Annotated in this window: 17 protein-coding genes; 5 read left to right on the top strand and 12 right to left on the bottom strand. The window is 44.7% G+C overall.

The window, feature by feature from the left end:
• Nucleotides 1-240: 240 nt before the first annotated feature.
• On the top strand, nucleotides 241-1332 hold the full coding sequence (locus Q0R52_RS09570; protein ID WP_295794301.1) for a PAS domain-containing sensor histidine kinase: 1092 nt from the start codon (nucleotides 241-243) through the stop codon (nucleotides 1330-1332).
• A 381-nt stretch (nucleotides 1333-1713) separates the two neighbouring features.
• Here Q0R52_RS09570 and Q0R52_RS09565 read toward each other — a convergent pair whose 3' ends face one another.
• The 6 genes from Q0R52_RS09565 to Q0R52_RS09540 are packed head-to-tail and all read right to left on the bottom strand — an operon-like array spanning nucleotide 1714 to nucleotide 7903.
• On the bottom strand, nucleotides 1714-2793 hold the full coding sequence (locus tag Q0R52_RS09565) for a hypothetical protein (RefSeq protein WP_295794300.1): 1080 nt from the start codon (nucleotides 2791-2793) through the stop codon (nucleotides 1714-1716).
• Nucleotides 2783-4468: an FAD-dependent oxidoreductase gene (locus Q0R52_RS09560; protein ID WP_295794299.1), complete on the bottom strand. Its 1686-nt coding sequence runs from the start codon at nucleotides 4466-4468 to the stop codon at nucleotides 2783-2785. The genes Q0R52_RS09565 and Q0R52_RS09560 overlap by 11 nt, the downstream gene beginning before the upstream one ends.
• Nucleotides 4443-5951 (bottom strand): polyamine aminopropyltransferase, encoded by a 1509-nt coding sequence (locus Q0R52_RS09555; RefSeq protein ID WP_295794297.1) that lies wholly within the window; start codon nucleotides 5949-5951, stop codon nucleotides 4443-4445. Before Q0R52_RS09555 ends, Q0R52_RS09560 begins: the two co-directional genes overlap by 26 nt.
• An 8-nt stretch (nucleotides 5952-5959) precedes the next feature.
• On the bottom strand, nucleotides 5960-6154 hold the full coding sequence (locus Q0R52_RS09550; RefSeq protein WP_295794295.1) for a hypothetical protein: 195 nt from the start codon (nucleotides 6152-6154) through the stop codon (nucleotides 5960-5962).
• On the bottom strand, nucleotides 6147-7550 hold the full coding sequence (locus Q0R52_RS09545) for a DUF4178 domain-containing protein (protein ID WP_295794293.1): 1404 nt from the start codon (nucleotides 7548-7550) through the stop codon (nucleotides 6147-6149). The genes Q0R52_RS09550 and Q0R52_RS09545 overlap by 8 nt, the downstream gene beginning before the upstream one ends.
• A complete protein-coding gene (locus Q0R52_RS09540) occupies nucleotides 7550-7903 on the bottom strand; it encodes an S-adenosylmethionine decarboxylase (protein ID WP_295794292.1) in 354 nt (117 codons plus the stop codon). The genes Q0R52_RS09545 and Q0R52_RS09540 overlap by 1 nt, the downstream gene beginning before the upstream one ends.
• Nucleotides 7904-8086: 183 nt before the next feature.
• On the opposite strand from Q0R52_RS09540, the gene Q0R52_RS09535 reads away from it, so the two are divergent.
• The 4 genes from Q0R52_RS09535 (at nucleotide 8087) to Q0R52_RS09520 (ending at nucleotide 10408) form a co-directional block, all read left to right on the top strand.
• Entirely contained in the window at nucleotides 8087-8413 is a 327-nt protein-coding gene (locus Q0R52_RS09535; RefSeq protein WP_252793777.1) for a metalloregulator ArsR/SmtB family transcription factor, read from the top strand.
• 183 nt (nucleotides 8414-8596) lie between these two features.
• A complete protein-coding gene (locus tag Q0R52_RS09530) occupies nucleotides 8597-9013 on the top strand; it encodes a VOC family protein (protein WP_295794289.1) in 417 nt (138 codons plus the stop codon).
• Between the two features lie 17 nt (nucleotides 9014-9030).
• Nucleotides 9031-9525: an SRPBCC family protein gene (locus Q0R52_RS09525; protein WP_295794287.1), complete on the top strand. Its 495-nt coding sequence runs from the start codon at nucleotides 9031-9033 to the stop codon at nucleotides 9523-9525.
• A 103-nt stretch (nucleotides 9526-9628) separates the two neighbouring features.
• On the top strand, nucleotides 9629-10408 hold the full coding sequence (locus Q0R52_RS09520; RefSeq protein ID WP_295794285.1) for a hypothetical protein: 780 nt from the start codon (nucleotides 9629-9631) through the stop codon (nucleotides 10406-10408).
• Between the two features lie 120 nt (nucleotides 10409-10528).
• Here Q0R52_RS09520 and Q0R52_RS09515 read toward each other — a convergent pair whose 3' ends face one another.
• The 6 genes from Q0R52_RS09515 to Q0R52_RS09490 all read right to left on the bottom strand — a co-directional run bounded on the left by Q0R52_RS09515 (nucleotide 10529) and on the right by Q0R52_RS09490 (nucleotide 18455).
• On the bottom strand, nucleotides 10529-12796 hold the full coding sequence (locus Q0R52_RS09515) for a caspase family protein (protein WP_295794282.1): 2268 nt from the start codon (nucleotides 12794-12796) through the stop codon (nucleotides 10529-10531).
• A gap of 1 nt (nucleotide 12797) precedes the next feature.
• The gene (locus Q0R52_RS09510; RefSeq protein WP_295794280.1) at nucleotides 12798-14225 is read right to left on the bottom strand and encodes a C1 family peptidase; all 1428 of its coding nucleotides are present in this window, start codon (nucleotides 14223-14225) and stop codon (nucleotides 12798-12800) included.
• A gap of 68 nt (nucleotides 14226-14293) precedes the next feature.
• Nucleotides 14294-16294 (bottom strand): (E)-4-hydroxy-3-methylbut-2-enyl-diphosphate synthase, encoded by a 2001-nt coding sequence (ispG, locus tag Q0R52_RS09505; RefSeq protein ID WP_295794278.1) that lies wholly within the window; start codon nucleotides 16292-16294, stop codon nucleotides 14294-14296.
• 71 nt (nucleotides 16295-16365) lie between these two features.
• Nucleotides 16366-16932 (bottom strand): hypothetical protein, encoded by a 567-nt coding sequence (locus Q0R52_RS09500; protein WP_295794277.1) that lies wholly within the window; start codon nucleotides 16930-16932, stop codon nucleotides 16366-16368.
• 18 nt (nucleotides 16933-16950) lie between these two features.
• Nucleotides 16951-17445 carry a GNAT family N-acetyltransferase gene (locus Q0R52_RS09495; RefSeq protein WP_295794276.1) on the bottom strand — a complete coding sequence of 165 codons (495 nt, stop codon included), beginning with the start codon at nucleotides 17443-17445 and terminating at the stop codon, nucleotides 16951-16953.
• Between the two features lie 266 nt (nucleotides 17446-17711).
• Nucleotides 17712-18455, bottom strand: coding sequence for an ABC transporter ATP-binding protein (locus Q0R52_RS09490; RefSeq protein WP_295794274.1), 744 nt, complete (start codon nucleotides 18453-18455; stop codon nucleotides 17712-17714).
• Nucleotide 18456: the final 1 nt, after the last annotated feature.

The following is an 18456-nucleotide window of genomic DNA, read 5'->3' as shown; positions in this document are numbered from 1 at the left end:
TCAACCTCACAGGTGCAAATCGTTATTTTTCTAAATCAGAAATGCACCGTTACCTTATACGAAATTTTACAGCTAAGGTTTTAATGAAAAATTCCCCCATAAATCTGTTAATAATAACATTTTCCGGTTATTTCATTTTTGCTATTTTAGCAAACAGCGGTAGTTTTAGATATTAAGGGACGGGCTTTCGCATTGCTTTTTACCTAAAAATGGGGCTTTTACAGCTATAAGAATCAAAGGATGGCGACGAAAGGGAATAAAAAAGGGTCAGATAAAAATTTTAATATCGAGCGTTTTTTCGATTTGTCGCCCGATTTACTTTGTATTGCCGGATACGACGGGTATTTCAAAAAGATAAATCCCGCTGTTTCTAAACTATTAGGCTATACTAACGAAGAGCTGCTCGCAAAACCAATTCACGAATTTATTTATCACGAAGACAAGGACATTACTGCCACGTTAAGAGATAATTTGCTGAACGATATCCCCCTGTTAAATTTCGAAAACCGCTATGTCGCCAAAAGCGGCGAAATAGTGTGGCTCCATTGGACATCCATGCCAATTAACAACGATAAGGTGGTGTTTGCCATTGCCAAAAATATTACAGCAAAGAAAAAACAGGAAGCGGACCGAAACCTGCTGCTAACAAATCTTACGAAATTAAACGATGATTTGAAACAATTGGCGTACATGACCTCGCACGATTTGCGTACGCCGGTAAGTAACCTCCTTTCAGTTTTTACGTTGCTCGACGTTTCAAAAATCCAGGACGAAGAAACGCTTGAATTTATCGGTATTTTGAAAACAACTACTGATAGTTTGAAGAACACACTAAATAGTTATGTTGATGCTTTAATTGAGAAAAATCGCTCGGACGTAAATGTTGAGGAATTGGATTTGAATGGCTGCTTAAACGCAGTGTTACAATCCACACAGTCGATAATTAAAAACTCAAACGCAGTAGTTACGGCGGATTTTTCTAAAGCTAAAACAGTTATGTTTAATAAAGCATATCTCGAAAGCATATTTTTAAACCTCATTACCAACTCCATAAAATACGCCAGGCCCAATAGTGTGCCATTAATATCAATAACCTCAAAAAAACATACGCGGGGTACTCAATTAATTTTCGCAGATGAAGGCCTGGGCTTCGATCTAAAAAAAGTAAAAGGAAAGATTTTTGGATTTAACCAAAAGTTTCATGAAAATGCCGACAGTAAGGGAATAGGGCTGTACCTTGTTTATAACCATATTACCAGCCTGGGCGGAAGCATTTCCGTAAAGAGCAAAGTAAATGAGGGGACGAAATTTACGCTCTCATTTAAGAACTAAAGCCTGTTACGCTCCATTTCCCAGTCGCCAAATGGTAGGTGATATCATCTTTAAAAACCTGGAAATCCGATTCCTCGTGCGAATAGATATAGCTCATCAAATGCCGGGTAGCCCCCTTTTTCACCTTTTTGAATACTGCGATTAGAAATTAGTATGGGCCCTGCCGGCCGAAAGAATTTTAACGGAATAATAGTGCGTATAGGCTATGGCGGCTGTATCCATCAGTACAATAACGGTTAAAGCAATAATTACTTTTTTCATAATCAACCTCACAGGTGCATACGCTACGGTAGAGATGAGCGAATGCGTCGCAGTTTTATACGACGGTGGTAACGCTAAAGTTGTTTAATTATTAACCCTGTGGTAAAAAACAAGCAAAATTTAACCGACGGTTTCTTTTTTTACGCGCCATATAAAACCATCAAGCACGTAGTGTGTGGATTGCGGCAGGGCCAGCAAAGGAACCACAAGGGCAAGCACGATGCTTTTGCTGATTGCAGGTAACGCGCTAAAGGGCTTAAAAAACTGCTGGTGTTCTTTCCATACCAGGCCATCCCACAGGCCTTCTTCGGTATAGGCAAATAAGATAAGCACGGCTGCAAAAAACAGCACTCCGCCATATTTGCTGAAAGTTAGCCGCAGTAGGGTTGTCTTTTTTTCGTTGGTGCCGGTGTAGCGCTTCTGCTCGTAAATCCATACCAGCGCCATGTAGGGTATGCCATGCGATACAACGTTAAGCGTGGTAAACGCCATATCGCCATTATAATATATTATCCCGAAATACCACGACAGGAAGGTGCCTGTTATCACCAGGTTTTTGGGAATGTTAAATTTCCTGTTTTTATAAACCACCAAGCATTCCTTTATCAAATAGCAGCCAATTATAGCAGCGTAAACATATTTGGTAACAGCCAGCACAGTTGCCGATTCAGATAAAACAAAATCACCGCTAACAAACCAGTTAAAGTTTTTATGGCTGCCGGTAAAGTGCCAGTAAAGCAGCGGGTAAATGGTGGCTGTGTAGATAGCCGTGATATCGATAATGTTAAACAGCCTGCTTTGCTTTTGCTTACGCGAGTAAATGCGCATAAAACCATATTGCTGCCTGATGAAATGGAACACCGCCAGATATGCCAATCCACGCCAAAAAACAATGCCGTCGAACATATATAACAGCACTCCGCCTAAGTAGCAAAACAAAGGGATGGCAATAAATAGCGGGTGTTGTTTTTCAAACTCGGCGGGATTAAAATAGGTGCGGTATAATGTACCATAAACATGGGCCACATCAATCATTACAATCAGTATTATCCAGTACTCAACCGGCATTTTGCCCGAGTTTTTAAACTCTGCCGGGAACAACGTCACCACCAGCAAAGCCAAAAACGGCGGCGACAGGATGAATATACTATCTACCAAACGGCTTTTTATCCAGGGTTGCTGCTGCGTGTTAACCTGCATTTTTCGTATTGATTACTTGCTTTGCAGCATTAATGCCATGATGAAACGCTTCTTCAAATATCGATATCCCGGTAAGGTCGGTGTGGGCGAAAAATATTTTATTGGCGATGGGCATTTGCGCGTTTTTGCGGGTGTCGCCCCAGATATAATTTACTGCCGGGCTAATCATGCCGTGCCCCCAAAGCCACATTTCTACGGCCTCGATGTGCGGTGTTATTTCGGGATGTATTTGCTCCATTTCGGTTATTACTATATCAAGCCACTGTTCATACGTCCGGGTGTAGGCGGCTAAACGCGCCATACGAGGCTCTTTATCGCATAAGGGCAGGTAGTACGTTAAAACCTTGCGCTCTTCAATTAAATTCACATCCTGCTGGTTGGCGTTTACATAGCCCACTGAGGGCGTGTTGTATGCGACGTTGTCCCAGCACAGCACCATGCCTTTGGCAGCAGTAGGCAATTTATCTACAGTAATATTGGCGATAAGCCAGGGCGAATAATGCATATCGGCATAATTAACACCGGGCCTCTCAATGTTTTTAAGCAGTTTTTGATTGACGAACTGCGGCGAGGCAATAATCAACTGCTTTGCACTGATAACCGATGTGGTTTGTTTTTTTAAGTCGACAACTTTAACCGATACGCCGCCATTATCCGACAGCTCGATATCATACACCATGTGCGAGGTAAGGATATGTTCCTTAACTCCATCACGCAGTTTTTTCATCAGCCAGCCATTGCCTTCGGGCCAGGTAACTACAGCGTTGGCATCGGCGTTGGCTGCTTTACCGCGTCGCGAAGCAAAGTAGTGAATGCCTGCCCACGCGGATACGTTCGCCGCCGGGGTGCCGTAATCGTCCTTACAGCAATAGTTTAAGTACCACAATAAGTAGGTTGAGTTGAAACCGTTGCTATCCAGGTATTCTTTAAACGATATTTTATCCAGCTTACGGAATTCCTCGTCTGCCGAACTTTCATCGACAGGTATGTTGAATGCATATTTTCCGTCTTTCCCGCGGGCATTTTTAAGTTTAGTCACCAGTTCGAAAAAGCGCGTTATCTGCTTCCGTTCAGCGTCGGGTACGCCAAAGTCGGGCACGATGCCTTCCTGCCAATGGCCGTTTATCAGCAGGCGTTCCTCAGGGTCAAAACAAAGGTAAAACTCGTTATAAAATGGCAGGCTGTGCTCGTCGAAATGGGTTATTACCTGGTGCTCATGCAAAAAATCAACCAGCAACTCATCTTCATTATTTACTATCGGGATGTAGTGCGCCCCAAGCGGGTACGAGGATACCTTATTGGTACCGAAAAAAGCATTGCCGCCGGCATGGTCTTCCAGCTCCAGCAATTTAAAATCGTGATGCCCGGCTTTGCTCAGCCATCGCGCAGCGGAAAGCCCGGAGATGCCGCCGCCAATTATCAGCGTATCTATCGAGCTTTGTGTTGTTATATCGGGTAATGGAAGTTTATCTCGTAAAATGTGGCCTGCAGTAGCATTCGGGCCGGATAGTTTTCCTTTAATGTGTGCATATTCAGGTTTACGTCCGCTTAGCTTTTTTATGCAGCCATCGAGCAATAATGCACCGGTAACCAACCCGGCGCGCAGCAGGAACGAGCGCCGGCCAATACTTTTTAGCAAGTTATTACTGCTATAAAACATTCGACCACTCCTCATCAAAATATTTAACCAGCACCTGGTTATTCAGCCGGTTAACCTGGCCTTGTACACGCGCCATATCCTTCGGGAAATACAGCATCTGCTCCAGCGTCTCTTTCGACATAAAGCGCAGGCCGGGCAAATAATGCTCTGGCACTTTGTAAACCGGCATGTTCATGGCCATTATGTAACCCCACTCGCCGAACGATGGCACATAATTATGATAAGGCACCGTATGAAACCCCACCGACTGCAAAGTTTTCTCAACCGTATAATATGATTTCGGCGCAACATAAGGGGAAGTAGATTGCACAACGATAATGCCATCCGGATTGAGCAAATGTTTAACAATCCCGTAAAACGTATTGGTATAAAGCTTCCCCACCGAATAGTTCGACGGGTCAGGAAAATCAATAATGATGGCATCGTATGTTTTATGCTGCACCCTCGCCCACGAGAAGGCATCGGCATTAATCACCGTTACTTTTTTAGCCAGCAGCGACCGCTTATTCAATTTCACCAACATATCGTTGGTACGGAACAGGTGCGTCATTTCCTTATCCAAATCAACCAGGGTAACGGTTTCAATTTGCGGGTATTTTAATATCTCGCGCACCGCCAGCCCATCCCCGCCGCCCATTACCAAAACATGTTTGGCATTCGGCAGGGCCTGTAAAACGGGGTGTATCAGCGCCTCGTGGTAGCGGTATTCGTCTACTGAACTAAACTGCAGATTGCCGTTTAAAAACAGGCGCAAATCACGGCCTTTTTTGGTGATGATGATGCGCTGGTAGGGCGTGCTTTTAGAGAAGATAATGGTATCGCTATAAGTCAGGCTTTCGGAAAAGCTGGTTATTTTTTCAGCGAAAATAAAGCCGGCAAGCAGCGCCGCGAGGCTGATGATGGAGGCGCTTTTTAAATACTTTACGCCTTTAATCTCATGCTCAAAACCGATGCAGGCTATCAGCGCAACCGCCACGTTCAGCATGCCGAACATGTAGGACGTACGCACTATGCCCAAATAAGGTATCAGCAACAATGGGAACACCAGCGAGGCAATTAATGCGCCGATATAGTCGAAAGTAAATACTTTCGATACCAGGTCCTTAAACTCAAAGCGGTCCTTCAAAATGCGCATCAGCAGTGGGATTTCGAGCCCCACCAAAACACCTGTAACAGAGATGAGCGCATACAGCACAAAGCGGAACGAACTGATGCTCTCGAACACCAGGAACAGGATTGACGAACTGGTGCCGCCAACCAATCCCACCAAAATCTCAATCCGCACAAACCACGACAGCAGGTTTTTGTCGAAGTATTTGGATATCCACGAGCCTACCCCCATCGAGAAAAGATAAACACCGATGATGGTAGAGAACTGGGTAACCGAATCGCCAAGCAGGTAGCTGGCCAGCGTGCCTGATATCAATTCATAAATAAGGCCGCAGGTGGCAATTATAAAAACGGATATCAGTAGTAAAATGGGGAGTTTTTTATTCATTGCCGGGCTTATTTATGATAAAACCTAACCCCGTAACCCGAATGCGGGATAGGGCCATGATAGCCGGCATTTTTCTGCACCCCGCTTTCGTGAAAAAATTCAGCGCCGTTCAGGTTATCGTATATAAACCAGGTTAAAATGCCCCCTACCAGCACAGTGTAAATTATGTTGGTTTTTATGGCGTCTAATATTGTTTTAATCATCTGTTGTGTCTTTTTTATAGGGTGAGTAATCGCTGAACATCCACCGGTTCACTTCGTAACGCCGTGTTAAAAACCAAAACACCAGCGGGATAATGCACAGCAATAATATAGTGATGATAAAATTTTGCCACAGCATCACGTTGGCTGTTACTTTTATATTCATCGAACTGAATGTCATTGTACCCCCATAAGGGTAAATATTTAAATGATATTTTCCTTTGGGCACATCCTCTATGGTAACCGATTCGGATGTGGAGCCTTCTGACCAGCTTTCGCCATCCTCGTAGCCGTGGTAGTATTCAATTTCTTTTGATACGTCCCAGCTTTGGTTATCTGCCTCGTTTACCAGCTCTACAGTGGCCTCAAACCAGTTATTATCCGCCGGGGCATAAAGCTCTATCTTCAGCGGCGCCGGGCCATTGTAAATAGTAAAGCTGGAGGTGCGCAACGGCTGGTATTCAAAATTACCATTGGTAGCTGCTACGAGGAGGGCATTTACCGTCGAATCGGCTTTCGTGTTCGGACTACGCTTTGTGGTGTCGGTTAAGGCGGCCGGCAACGACAAAGGCACCGTTTTATCTACTATTAGCTGCTCAGGTTTTACAAAACTTAATATTATCTGAAATGCAATAACAAGCGCCACAGCAACCGCGCTTACCGATAATGCTCCCAGCCACCTTTTTTTATACGGATTTGGCTGGTTTGCACCAATATCAATAATTTCGGGGAATGTTTCTTCCGGCACGTTAAATGCGGCCGCAATTTTTTCCGGCTCAATATACTCGCCAAAGTACCCGTCCACCTGTTTTGAATTAGATTTATTCGCCTCCCTTATTAATATGTAGGGAGGGTTTATAAACTCGCGGGTGGTGATGTGTTCGTGGTAAACATCCCAGTCAAATTCTCCAATCAGGGCGGTTACAACAGGTGTGTACCGGTTGTACTGTTTGTACTCAACGCCGTTTAATTCGGCGCTGCCTGTATTGTAAGTAGCAGCAGCTAATTCGGGGTATTGCTGTTTGCCAGCTATAAAACTCCAGTGCCCGTTATACTCGGCTAAAAAAGCATAACCTTTGATGTAGCTGTAAAGCATGTACTCGCTCCATTCGTAATCGGTGCCGCTTTCCTTTTTTTCCATGTAGGCAATTACTTTATAGGCATCGCCCATCAAAGTGCCTTCTGTGCCTAAAGGTAATACCGGTATCCATTTTATGGGAGCAACGGTTTGCTGCACCTGCAGGCGCTCCATGGCAATAATTTTACAGTACGACTGGCACGAACCGCAAACAGCGTATTCGCTGCCATATTGGTCGTACACGGTTACATCCTGCTTGCAATGGGGGCAATTAAGCTGTTTGGTAAAAGGGAACGACCGTAAGTTAACCGTTGCTGCCATTATCGTTTTATTTCATTTTTTTGAAGTTCGGTACCATTGTAGAATTCCAATACGCTTTGGTAAATGTCCCTTGCCTTCCCGTCGTTTACGTGCTGGTAGTTTGATAAAAAAACATCAAAAGTAGCCAGCTCAAACTCGGGCCAGGTGTGTATGGATATGTGCGATTCGGTTAAACAAACCACAGCTGTAAAGCCACCACCATCAAAATCATGGTACACCTCGCCAACCTTGCACAGACTATGACTGGCAATTAATCCGTCTAAAAAAATGCGGAAGCTGTCGCTTGAAGTTAATAAAGATTGTTGTGTTGAGATGAATTCGGATATGATATGTAAACCGGGCGTGTAGGGCATTAGGGGCTTTATATTGATTGGATAAATATATAAAAAATCATTAATGGCTTTTATCAATCAGCCTATAATAAAATTGAGACTATACCGCTTAGCCGTTTATTACAAAAAAATGAAAACTTATTTGTGTAAGTAATTACTTACATATATATTTGTAAGCATTTACTTACATATTATATTTAGCTGATGAGAAGAGATGTTTTCCAGGCCATAGCCGACCCAACCCGCAGGGAGATAATAAACCTGGTAGCGTTTAACCCGTTAAACCTGAATGCTATTGCCGATAAGTTCGACATTAGTCGCCCTGCCATATCGCAACAGATAAAAATCCTGGCCGAGTGCGGGCTTATCAGCATAAAAAAGCAAGGCCGCGAACGCTATTGTGAAGCCAGTTTGCAGCAACTGAACGAGGTATCGAACTGGATTGAAAAATACAGGCAACTATGGGAAGAGAAATTTAACAAACTGGACGATTTACTGAATAACATGCAAAACCAACCCAATAAACCATAAATTGATATTGTTCACTCAAATAGCTTGCGTTTTGCCTCACCTAAATCCTCTCCAAAGGAGAGGACTTGAGCCACACTAAGCTTTAGAACCCTCTCCTTTGGAGAGGGCAGGGTGAGGCGAAAAACCAATAAACCATAAATTACTAAATCAATATCTATTGTCTCACATTTAAAAACAACAATTATGACCAAAGAACTGTGGATTAACTTACCGGTGAAAAATCTTAAAAGCTCGATAGACTTTTTCACCAAAATAGGCTTCAAGTTTAATACTAACAGCCCCGGCTATACCGAAAATATGGCACCGATGATAGTTGGCACTAAAAACATTGTGGTAATGCTGTTTGAAGAAAACTTTTTTGCAGCCACCAATTGCATGCCGCTGGCGGATACCAGCAAAGGCAGCGAAGTATTATTTTCTTTCGATGCCGAAACCCGCGAAGAAGTGGATGAAATGGCCAAAAACGTTGTTGCCGCAGGCGGCAAGATGTTCTCGGGCCCTTCGGAAGTACAGGGCTGGATGTATGGCTGCGGATTTATTGACCCTAACGGCCACCGCTGGAACATGCTGTATATGGATATGAGTAAAATGAATGGTTAACCTTTAATAATATTACAATGGCAAGCAATAATAAAACCGCCATAAAAGCCGAACCAGGCAAACAGGAGTTATTTATAACCCGCGAATTTGAAGCACCTCGCGAAATGGTGTTCAAGGCGTTCACCACACCCGAACTGATCGTTCAATGGCTTGGTCCGCGCGAATTGAAAATGAAACTGGACAAGTTTGACCCAAGAAGTGGCGGCTCATACCGCTATGTACACATCGACCCGGCAGGCAACGAGTATGGTTTTCATGGCGTGGTGCACGAAGTATTGGCCCCGCAGCGTGTTATCCAGACTTTTGAATTTGAAGGCCTGCCAGAAACCGGCCACGTAACCCTGGAAACGTCGCGATTTGAAGAACTGCCCGGCAATCGTACCCGGGTAACCATACAGTCGGTTTTCCAATCAGTAACTGACCGGGACGGCATGATGCAGGCCGGCATGGAGCGCGGGGTATATGATTCGCATGAAAGGCTGGATGAGCTGTTTGCGAAGGGAGAAATTTAATAAAACGTTTTTTTAATCTTAACACTTACATCGGCAACAGCGGCAATAAATACTTAATATTGCGTCGCTTTTGTTGATGTTATCGTCAACAGGTATAAGAAAAATGCGGAATAATATAAGAACGTTAAAATTCATATTACTAATTACGGTCGGTCTTGCTTCCTGCAACACTTCCACCAAAACCTACACTCCTGCCGACGCTCATTCTCATAATGATTACAAAAACAGCATCCCGTTTTACCGGGCGTATAATGCCGGTTTTGGCTCGATAGAGGCGGACGTATTTGCAGTAAACGGCCAACTGATGGTTGCGCATAAAGAAGAGGAAATTACACCGGCACGGTCGCTTAAACTCATGTATATCGATCCTTTGGTCGAGAAGTTAAAAAAAGACACCGCGAGAAAACTGCGGCTGCTTATCGAAATTAAAAAAGACTACACGGTAACCCTGCCGTTGGTAATCAGCGAACTGAAGCCCCTTAGTCAATATTTTGATTATCCTGGTCACCCCGGACGGCTTTCGATTGTAATGACAGGTAAAGTTCCACCGGGCGAAGTGATGCTCGCCTACCCCGCATGGATGAGCTTTGATGTTGATCATATGAGCGGGTTTACCCCGCAGCAATTCACCAAAATCGGCCTCATAAGCGTACCGTTCGACAAGTACTCCAAATGGAACGGAGCCGGCGACCTGGCAAGTGCAGACGCCGACCGTATAACCGGCCTTATCGACAGCGCGCATGCCTTAGGCAAGAAGATACGTTTCTTTGCCATCCCTGACACGAGCACTTGCTGGAAAAAGTTGATTAAGCTTCATGCCGACGTTATAGGTACGGACCATATTAATGAGCTGGCGGATTTTTTGAATAAGAAAGCGTATTGATGTGCGGATTTTTGATGTGCTAATGTGCGGATAGGGGAAATTCGAAGCGGACTATCCGCTGCTACAATATCGTTTTTTTCATTCGCACATCTGCATATCCACGCATTTGCACATCAAAAATCATTTCCTGATAAAAATAAAGTCTCCACCTTCGTCGCCGGCTTCGCGTATCTCACCAAACTGCGGCACCTGGCCGTTGGGGCTATTGTTTATCACAGCCGCTTTAAAGCTGGCAAACAGTTGTTCCGATGGCAAAAACTTATCCGTATTTTCGGTTAGCCGCTTTACAAGGTATTGCATAAATACGCTTTTATCCGGTACCTCTTTCATGGCGCCGCTGGTCATTGCCTTCCGGCTTGGTAGTTTGTACAATTCCTGCACGTCCTTCGGTGCCATTTCAATGGCCCGGGTTTTAAATATACTACCCGAAAAACACGCATCACTAATCAATAAGGTGTGTTTTGATTTTATAGCGGTGATGTAATCTATAAGGTCGGCGTTTGATATCCATGTATCCCTGCGGGTGCGCACGGCGTCGGCAGGGTACCAATAGCCCTGTAAATGGGTTTCGTCGTAGTAGCCATGGCCGGCATAAAATATCAGCAGGTTATCTTCCGGCTTTACCTTTGCCGAGACATCATCAAGCGCCGCGAAAAATTGCGCACGGGTTGGATTTTTTAGCAGGGTGACGCTTTCATTATTAAAGGTATAATTACCGGTTAGCGCCTGCGAAAGGGTGGCAGCATCGCCCACCGGGCCTTCGAGGCTTGGTATTGACTGGTCCTGGTAATCCTGCACGCCTATCAACAAGGCATAAAACTTGCCTTGCGCTGCGGTTTGGGTTATGGCCGCCACAGTGCTGGCGGCAACGTTATTACGTGTTACCGAAAATCGTTGCTGCCCCTTATTCATATTATTATCGGTGGCTACAACCAGTAAGGGATTCTCGCCAATAGCCATCGGCACATCTACGGTAAAGCTGCCTGTTTTATCAACTACAGCCTGTATGCCGTTTACCACTACCGAAAATATGCCGCTTGGGTCCTTAGCTATCCCGGCAACGTGCAACACATCGCTGCTCTGCACTACCTTGAGACCACGTGTTACTTCTGGCGAGGTAATAAAAATCTCGGGAGGAGTAATATCATTTTGTGCAGTAACTGTTACTGCCGGCTTCGGTTTATCCAGGTAACCAAAAGTAATGTAATTAAAGCCGACATTTTGGTTAGCGCTCACCGACACGCCGAACTGGTGACCGGTAAATTCAATTTCCGGGTGCGATGTAACCAGTTGGTCGTTAATGTAAAAATTTAGCTGTCCGTTTCTATGGGCAATGCCAAGCTTGTTTTTCGACAGGTCGCCTTTTCTTATGGCATCAGATGCTGTCCAGGTCACAATGGTTTTAAAACCAGCTTTGTCAATCGAGCCGATGTAGTAATAACCGCCTGCGCCCATCCAAAACATATAATTATGCTGCTCGTCGCAACCGAAAACAAGGCCATAGCCAAAATTTTGGGTGCCTGAATAATGTACCGCCTCGGTTTCAATTAAATAATCGCGACGCATATCAACCTTTAAATCGGCCGAAGTAACCGATGCGTTGTACCCGGTTTTGGCGCGGCGCACCATTTTAAAATAACCGTCAGTTAACGCCGTGGTTAGTGAGTCTGTTGTGGGTAGTACCCATTGGTTATTGTCGTCGGCGTTAAAGTCAGTATGGTAGGCAGTTTCCAATATACCTGCACTTATGGCCGGGGTATTTGCGGCTGCTTCATTGTCGCCGGAGGCCAGGTAAACCAGCTTAATATAGTCAAAAGCAGCAGTTTGCTGTTCCATTACCACAGGGCCAAAATGATTGCCGAAAGGTTGCAATGGCGGCAGTTCGGCCACCTGTACGCCGTTTATGTAAAACTTATTTCTATCCAGCAGCTTTTCTATGCGCAATTTATTCGATGTATTACCCTGCAATATCGCGGGCGAGGTTGTCCAGTTAATTAAGGCCGACGTTTGGCCGCGGTCAAATTTGCCAACCTGGAAGCTGCCGGTGGCAGTAATGCAAAAGAAATAGGTATTCAGCGCGTCCTGTCCAAAAAAAGCCAGCCCGGCCGGGAAGTTGGTTCCTCCCGTCACGTGCGAAAAAGTTGTTTGTATGGCAAAATTCCGGTTGTAGTCAACCGGCACCAGCTGCGCCACCACGGTTGACGAATGTTGTTTATGGGTAAGCAGGTATTTACCGCCCGCTATACGGGCATTGCTTACCTGGTCATCGTAATCTCTCCATGACGATTCTCCATTGCTGAATGCATTGTAATAGATAAGGCTTTGGGCACGGGCAGTGCCGCAAAGCAATAACGCAAAAAGGCAAATTGCTGTAAATAATCTTCTCATATCATTTGTGGTCTAACTCCACCATCATCGCAACGATATCTTTACCGTTACTGGTGCCATCAAAGGCAATATTATCATTGCTGAACTTTATGTTTTTAGGGTCGACTATCCTGCTACTCAAAACGTTATACACCCGTTCATTAAATGTACCGGTTTTGGCGCCTACCTGGGCAATTATGTCGTTTATGTTCAACTCCGTTTTACTGTATAAAACGCATAAAAAGTCTTTACCGGGCTGGTTATCAAACTGGATAAAATGATCTTCATCAGGAATGGCGACATCGTTCTTTTTGTAGTTGAGCGCAGCACTAATCCCCTCTTCATAAGGGAAAATTTTGGTTACCTGGTTGGTAAGGTCCGAACTGATGGCGTATACATACGCCGGCTGATTATTTGAAATATAAATCCTGAAATTTGTTCCCGAAGTGTACGGGTTTGCGGTTTGATAAATGGTGAGCGGCTGAGGCGTTGTTTTAGCAGTAACGACTTTTAACCCGCGTGTGGATACCAGTAAGTTGGCAGGCATTTGCTCACCTGTTGAAAGCGTAAGCTTTATCGACCCTGATAAATCCGGCGTGTCTGGTGCAGCGTCGGGCAAATCAACAAACTCATAAGCGTATTGCACAAAGCTCGTAAAATCCGCGTACCGAATCCAGATGTAACCACCGTTACCCCAATTAGTCCCCCAGCTATTTTGAATTTCAAATGCTCCGCCGTACATGTTATCGTCATACCCAACCACGCACATGGCATGCCCGCCCAAATTTGACGCCGGCCTTTCCTTTGGTATCCAATAGCGATGAGCGGTGTCAAAGGAGTCGGGGCATAACATTCCAATAACTACCGGTTTTTTTTCGGAAATAGATTTTTTTACTGCCTGTATTTTAATATTAGCCGATGATGTAACGTCAAAAAGGCGTGCGAAATCTTTTAACTTAGCATTCGACGCTACATTTACTTGAGTATTATCAACTGAAGGTACGCACAGAACGGGTAAATCGTTATAATGGATGCTGCCAGTAGTTTTCATCAGCTGGAAAGCTGTGCCCAGGTTTGAGCCGCCTGCGCAAGCCCCATCATTAGGGCGAAGCAGCCGGAACAGGAATGCAGCTGAATAAGCGTGTTTGGTAATACTATCTTTATTGGTCCAATTATATTTTATAGCGTCGACCATAGTGCGGCCGCAATAAGCGCTCGCCCATGCTGCACAGGTGCCGTACCTGTCCTGCGTTTTTGGGATGGGAGCGTATTGTTTGATAGATGCCTGCGCCGGCAACACATCGAGCGCGCGGGTAAGTTTTGCCTTTTTGGGCACCAACTGGTAGCCGTTATCGTCGATATCCATACCGCGGGGATGGGTCTGGCCCAAAACGTAACCGCAATTCAATAAAAAAAATAACGCAGGGAAGTAAAATTTGAACTTATACATGCAAACTAAATTACAAGTATAATTTTAAAACTAATAATTGAATATTGCAATAGTATTCAGCGGGTTAGCTAAATATTTTCTTGTTCCACCCAATTTCCATCCTCTTTAATAATGCCTATCAGTTCATCAAGCGCATTAGCCGAATTAATGTTCTTTTTCACGGCTTCTTTGCCGCGGTAAAGGGTAATTTTATCGGTGCCTGAACCCACATAACCATAGTCGGCATCGGCCATTTCACCGGGGCCGTTTACGATGCAGCCCATAATACCAATTTTCAGGCCTTTAAGGTGACTGGTGCGGCTGCGGATCATCTGCGTGGTGATCATCAAATCAAACAGTGTGCGACCACAGCTGGGGCACGAGATATATTCTGTTTTTGAGATTCGTGAGCGTGTGGCCTGCAAAATGCCAAATGCAGTTGAGGTAATTATTTTTGTTTCGATGCCGGGTGCGTCAATCCAGATACCATCGCCAAAGCCGTCAACTAATAAAGCGCCAAGATCCGTACCGGCGTAGAGTTGCAGGTTCTGAGTCTTTAGCTCCGAGTCGTCAGTTGGGAAGGAGTATTCGCGTTTTACAATCACCGGCACATCTAAACCAAGTTCCTCCATTTTAAAGAAAAACGAACGCTGGTCTGTCATACCCAGTGCCGATTCGGTCTCCAGCACAAATACCAGCGACTGGTCGAATGGCAAAGCGCCGAATGCATCGCTATCGATATCGGCAGGTTTTAATTTTACCAGGTTTAAGGCTGATGACCTGTCTGCATCCTGCACATATTCATCCAACGTAAACAATGGATGGCACATGGTTTTATCGGCCAGCTTAAGCCAGGTCTTATAATTGTAAAGCTGCTTTAAATTGCCCGGCAGGTTAAACGAGGGCAACTCATCAGCAAAATATACAAAATCAACCGATTGCTCGGCCATGTTATATTTATCCAGCAGCGGCGAGTACAGGTAGCCCGCATCACTTAATATCGCTGGATCTTTAAGGTTTTTGTTCGATAAATCAACCACTACCCTCGGTACCATGTGCCCGCCTATAAAAGCATTGGCCTCATAGGTATGGCGGCGTTTGTATTCGTATGGATTGTGCTGCAAGTCCTGAGTCTTAAGTCCTGAATCTTGAGTCGACTTTTGACTTTCGACTAAAGACTTACGACTCGAGTACCGTTCCACTAATGCAATAGCCACCGGGGCTTCTGCTTCGGGTTCTTCGGTGAGGGATACACGCACGGTATCGCCCAGACCGTCTTCAAGCAACGTACCGATACCAACGGCCGATTTTATGCGACCGTCTTCGCCGTCCCCGGCTTCGGTTACGCCGAGGTGCAGCGGGTAGTTCATGCCTTCAGCAACCATGGTTTCAACCAGCAAGCGGTAGGCCTGCACCATAACCTGTGGGTTGCTAGATTTCATGGAGATTACGAGGCTGTTGTAGTTCAAATCTTCGCAGATGCGGATAAACTCCATCGCTGATTCCACCATACCTTGCGGGGTATCGCCATAGCGGCTCATAATCCTGTCGCTTAACGAACCATGATTAGTGCCTATACGCATGGCAGTGCCATATTCCTTACATATCTTTACCAGCGGCGCAAATTTCTGGTATATGCGCGACAGTTCGCCCTGGTACTGGGCATCGGTATAATCTATCTGGTCGAATTTCTTTTTATCGGCATAGTTGCCGGGGTTAACGCGCACTTTCTCCACTATGCGGGCGGCAACTTCGGCGGCATTGGGGGTAAAATGGATATCAGCTACTAAAGGCACAGTGTAGCCACGCATGCGTAACTGCTTTTTTATTTCAGCAAGATTTTGGGCTTCCTTTATGCTTGGGGCGGTAATGCGCACATACTCACAGCCAGCGTCAACCATACGAATGCTTTGCTCGACCGTACCGATGGTGTCCATGGTGTCGGTGGTCGTCATGCTTTGTATACGGATGGGGTTATTACCACCCATCGGCACATCGCCGATTGCGACCTCGCGGGTCACAAACCGCGAGTATTCAGTCAGCGAATTACAATAACGGCCATGCAACAGTTTTACAGCATCCATATCCATGGTGCAAAAATACGAAATTGTTTATTTGTTGTAAGGTTGGAAAGTTGAAAGGGTGTAATGTTATTCCCGGTTTAATTTCCTTTCGCCGGCGCTTCCGCCTCCCGTTTCATTTGGTATCCAACAATGAGCTGCCGATATGTCCAGTGGTGCTCCTGTTTTTCAAGCAGGTACTTATGAAAGGCTTCCATATCTGCATCCGGCATTCCCACTACTTTAAGATATTTCAAGCTGCTTTCCCAGTTGTCAGGTGTAAATCGCCGTTTCTCGAGTGTCATCTGAGCTATGACTAAATTTCGAACCGATGTATAACCAGTATCTTTTTTAGCATTATTTATAAAGGTTGATATATCGCCATAAGTTATTTTTTCATCCCCCTTGGCTTTAATTCTTCCTAATAATAACGTACCCAGCACTGGCCCATCGCTGTACATTCTAAGGTCAACGCTGTCGAGGCCAAGGCAGTCGGCATGTTTATTAAAATTAGCTAACACATCCTGTTGATTTTCAACTGCAATGTTTTGCTTCAGCAGTTTCGAACAATTGAAAGCCACTTGTGCTGATGCATCGATACAAAAACATGTAAAAACACCAATAAAGACTATTAATTGGGGTGGTAATACCTGGCGGATTTGCTTCATAATGAAGTGAATATACAATTATAATTTCTTTCGCATCACAAAATCATTCATCCAGTATTTACCAATCGGAACATCATCCTCATAGGCTATTTCAAATCCCATCTTTTCGTAAAAAGTTTTTGCGTTGTTGTAGCGGTTTACGTTGAGGTCGAGGGTGTGTATACCGGCGGCAATTGTATTATCAATTACCTGGTTTATCAATATTTTGCCGTACCCCTTTCCCTGTGTTTGGGACAGGCAGTAGAGTTTGTGCAGCTTGTATATTGCGGGGTTTTCATCGCGCGGGGAATAGGCTGCAAATGCCACAGGCTCGTCGCCTTCAATCAGCATCAAAAATGTTTGGATATTATTGCTGATCTGCGAGGTTAATTTTTCTGTCGAGTAAATTTCGGCCAGCATAAAATCCAATTGTTCTTTGGCAAGTATGGGTGAGTAAACCTGTCGCCATGTTGTATCGGCTATTTCACGGATGGCCTCAACATCGTTAATTGTTGCTTCCCTTATGAAGTGCATATATGTAATTTCTTTGTATGTTCCTTTGCCTTCTCCGCGCCCCGATAAGCAGTTTTTACAAAAGTACTGACACCAATTTGTCAGTACTTTTCGCATTTTTTAGCGTGAAAAATAGCCTAAAAGGTGCGTTTTTAACGCGGAAATAAGCTTTTTAACACCTGGGGCGAACCGCTTACTGTTCCACCCTGTTCCTTATGTTTCACTGTGCACAGCAACGTAAAACTTTACATTGTTCACAAGCATATTCCAGCGCAATATGGATTAATTTAATGATTTTCTTCTATATCGATATTTGTTTTTGCTGAAACAATTTGCCCTACGCCAAAGTATTCTTCCAACTCATTTAAGGTTGATGAACTGGTTGCGATATCTTTAATTATCACGCCTTTTTCCATCAGCAGGATGCGGTCGCATACATCGGTAATGTGATTAAGGTCGTGGCTGGAGATAAGGGTGGTTACCCCTTTGTTTTTGTTTAAATCTTTCAAAATACTTTTCAGCCTGAACTGGGTGCTGGGGTCGATATTAGCAAACGGTTCGTCGAGCATCAGCAGCTCCGGGTTTTGTAAAAGGCATGATGCCACACCCACCTTGCACTGGTTCCCTTTGGACAAGTCGCGGATGTATTTGCCTTTTTTTAATATCTCGCCGTTAAAAAAATCGGTGAGGCCTGCTAAAAAATCGTCGACGTGTGCGCGGCTTTGCTGGTGTAGCCCGCCAATAAAGTAAAAATATTCTTCAGGTGTAAGGTAGTCTATCAAAAAGCCCTCATCAAGGTATGATGCGGTGTAGTTCTTCCAGTTTTCGTGCCCGGCAACATTCTCCCCATTCGACAAAACCTGCCCGGCCTCGGGCCTGATTAAATCAAGCATCACACGGAACAAGGTAGTTTTACCCGCGCCGTTATTCCCCACCAGGCCTACGCTCTCACCTTTTTTTATGTGAATGTCAGGCACGTTTACAACAATTACGCCGTTGTAAACTTTTTTAAGGTTTTTAATCTCTATCATC

It is taken from the genome of Mucilaginibacter sp. (assembly GCF_025359345.1).
GTDB lineage: Bacteria > Bacteroidota > Bacteroidia > Sphingobacteriales > Sphingobacteriaceae > Mucilaginibacter.
Note: the sequence above shows the minus strand (reverse complement) of the source record. Positions and strands in the feature narration are given on the sequence as shown.

Coding starts and splice junctions, on each gene's coding strand:
- Q0R52_RS09570 (WP_295794301.1), top strand. CDS start 241: ATGGCGACGAAAGGGAATAAAAAAGGGTCAGATAAAAATTTTAATATC.
- Q0R52_RS09565 (WP_295794300.1), bottom strand. CDS start 2,793: ATGCAGGTTAACACGCAGCAGCAACCCTGGATAAAAAGCCGTTTGGTA.
- Q0R52_RS09560 (WP_295794299.1), bottom strand. CDS start 4,468: ATGAGGAGTGGTCGAATGTTTTATAGCAGTAATAACTTGCTAAAAAGT.
- Q0R52_RS09555 (WP_295794297.1), bottom strand. CDS start 5,951: ATGAATAAAAAACTCCCCATTTTACTACTGATATCCGTTTTTATAATT.
- Q0R52_RS09550 (WP_295794295.1), bottom strand. CDS start 6,154: ATGATTAAAACAATATTAGACGCCATAAAAACCAACATAATTTACACT.
- Q0R52_RS09545 (WP_295794293.1), bottom strand. CDS start 7,550: ATGGCAGCAACGGTTAACTTACGGTCGTTCCCTTTTACCAAACAGCTT.
- Q0R52_RS09540 (WP_295794292.1), bottom strand. CDS start 7,903: ATGCCCTACACGCCCGGTTTACATATCATATCCGAATTCATCTCAACA.
- Q0R52_RS09535 (WP_252793777.1), top strand. CDS start 8,087: ATGAGAAGAGATGTTTTCCAGGCCATAGCCGACCCAACCCGCAGGGAG.
- Q0R52_RS09530 (WP_295794289.1), top strand. CDS start 8,597: ATGACCAAAGAACTGTGGATTAACTTACCGGTGAAAAATCTTAAAAGC.
- Q0R52_RS09525 (WP_295794287.1), top strand. CDS start 9,031: ATGGCAAGCAATAATAAAACCGCCATAAAAGCCGAACCAGGCAAACAG.
- Q0R52_RS09520 (WP_295794285.1), top strand. CDS start 9,629: ATGCGGAATAATATAAGAACGTTAAAATTCATATTACTAATTACGGTC.
- Q0R52_RS09515 (WP_295794282.1), bottom strand. CDS start 12,796: ATGAGAAGATTATTTACAGCAATTTGCCTTTTTGCGTTATTGCTTTGC.
- Q0R52_RS09510 (WP_295794280.1), bottom strand. CDS start 14,225: ATGTATAAGTTCAAATTTTACTTCCCTGCGTTATTTTTTTTATTGAAT.
- ispG (WP_295794278.1), bottom strand. CDS start 16,294: ATGGATATGGATGCTGTAAAACTGTTGCATGGCCGTTATTGTAATTCG.
- Q0R52_RS09500 (WP_295794277.1), bottom strand. CDS start 16,932: ATGAAGCAAATCCGCCAGGTATTACCACCCCAATTAATAGTCTTTATT.
- Q0R52_RS09495 (WP_295794276.1), bottom strand. CDS start 17,445: ATGCACTTCATAAGGGAAGCAACAATTAACGATGTTGAGGCCATCCGT.
- Q0R52_RS09490 (WP_295794274.1), bottom strand. CDS start 18,455: ATGATAGAGATTAAAAACCTTAAAAAAGTTTACAACGGCGTAATTGTT.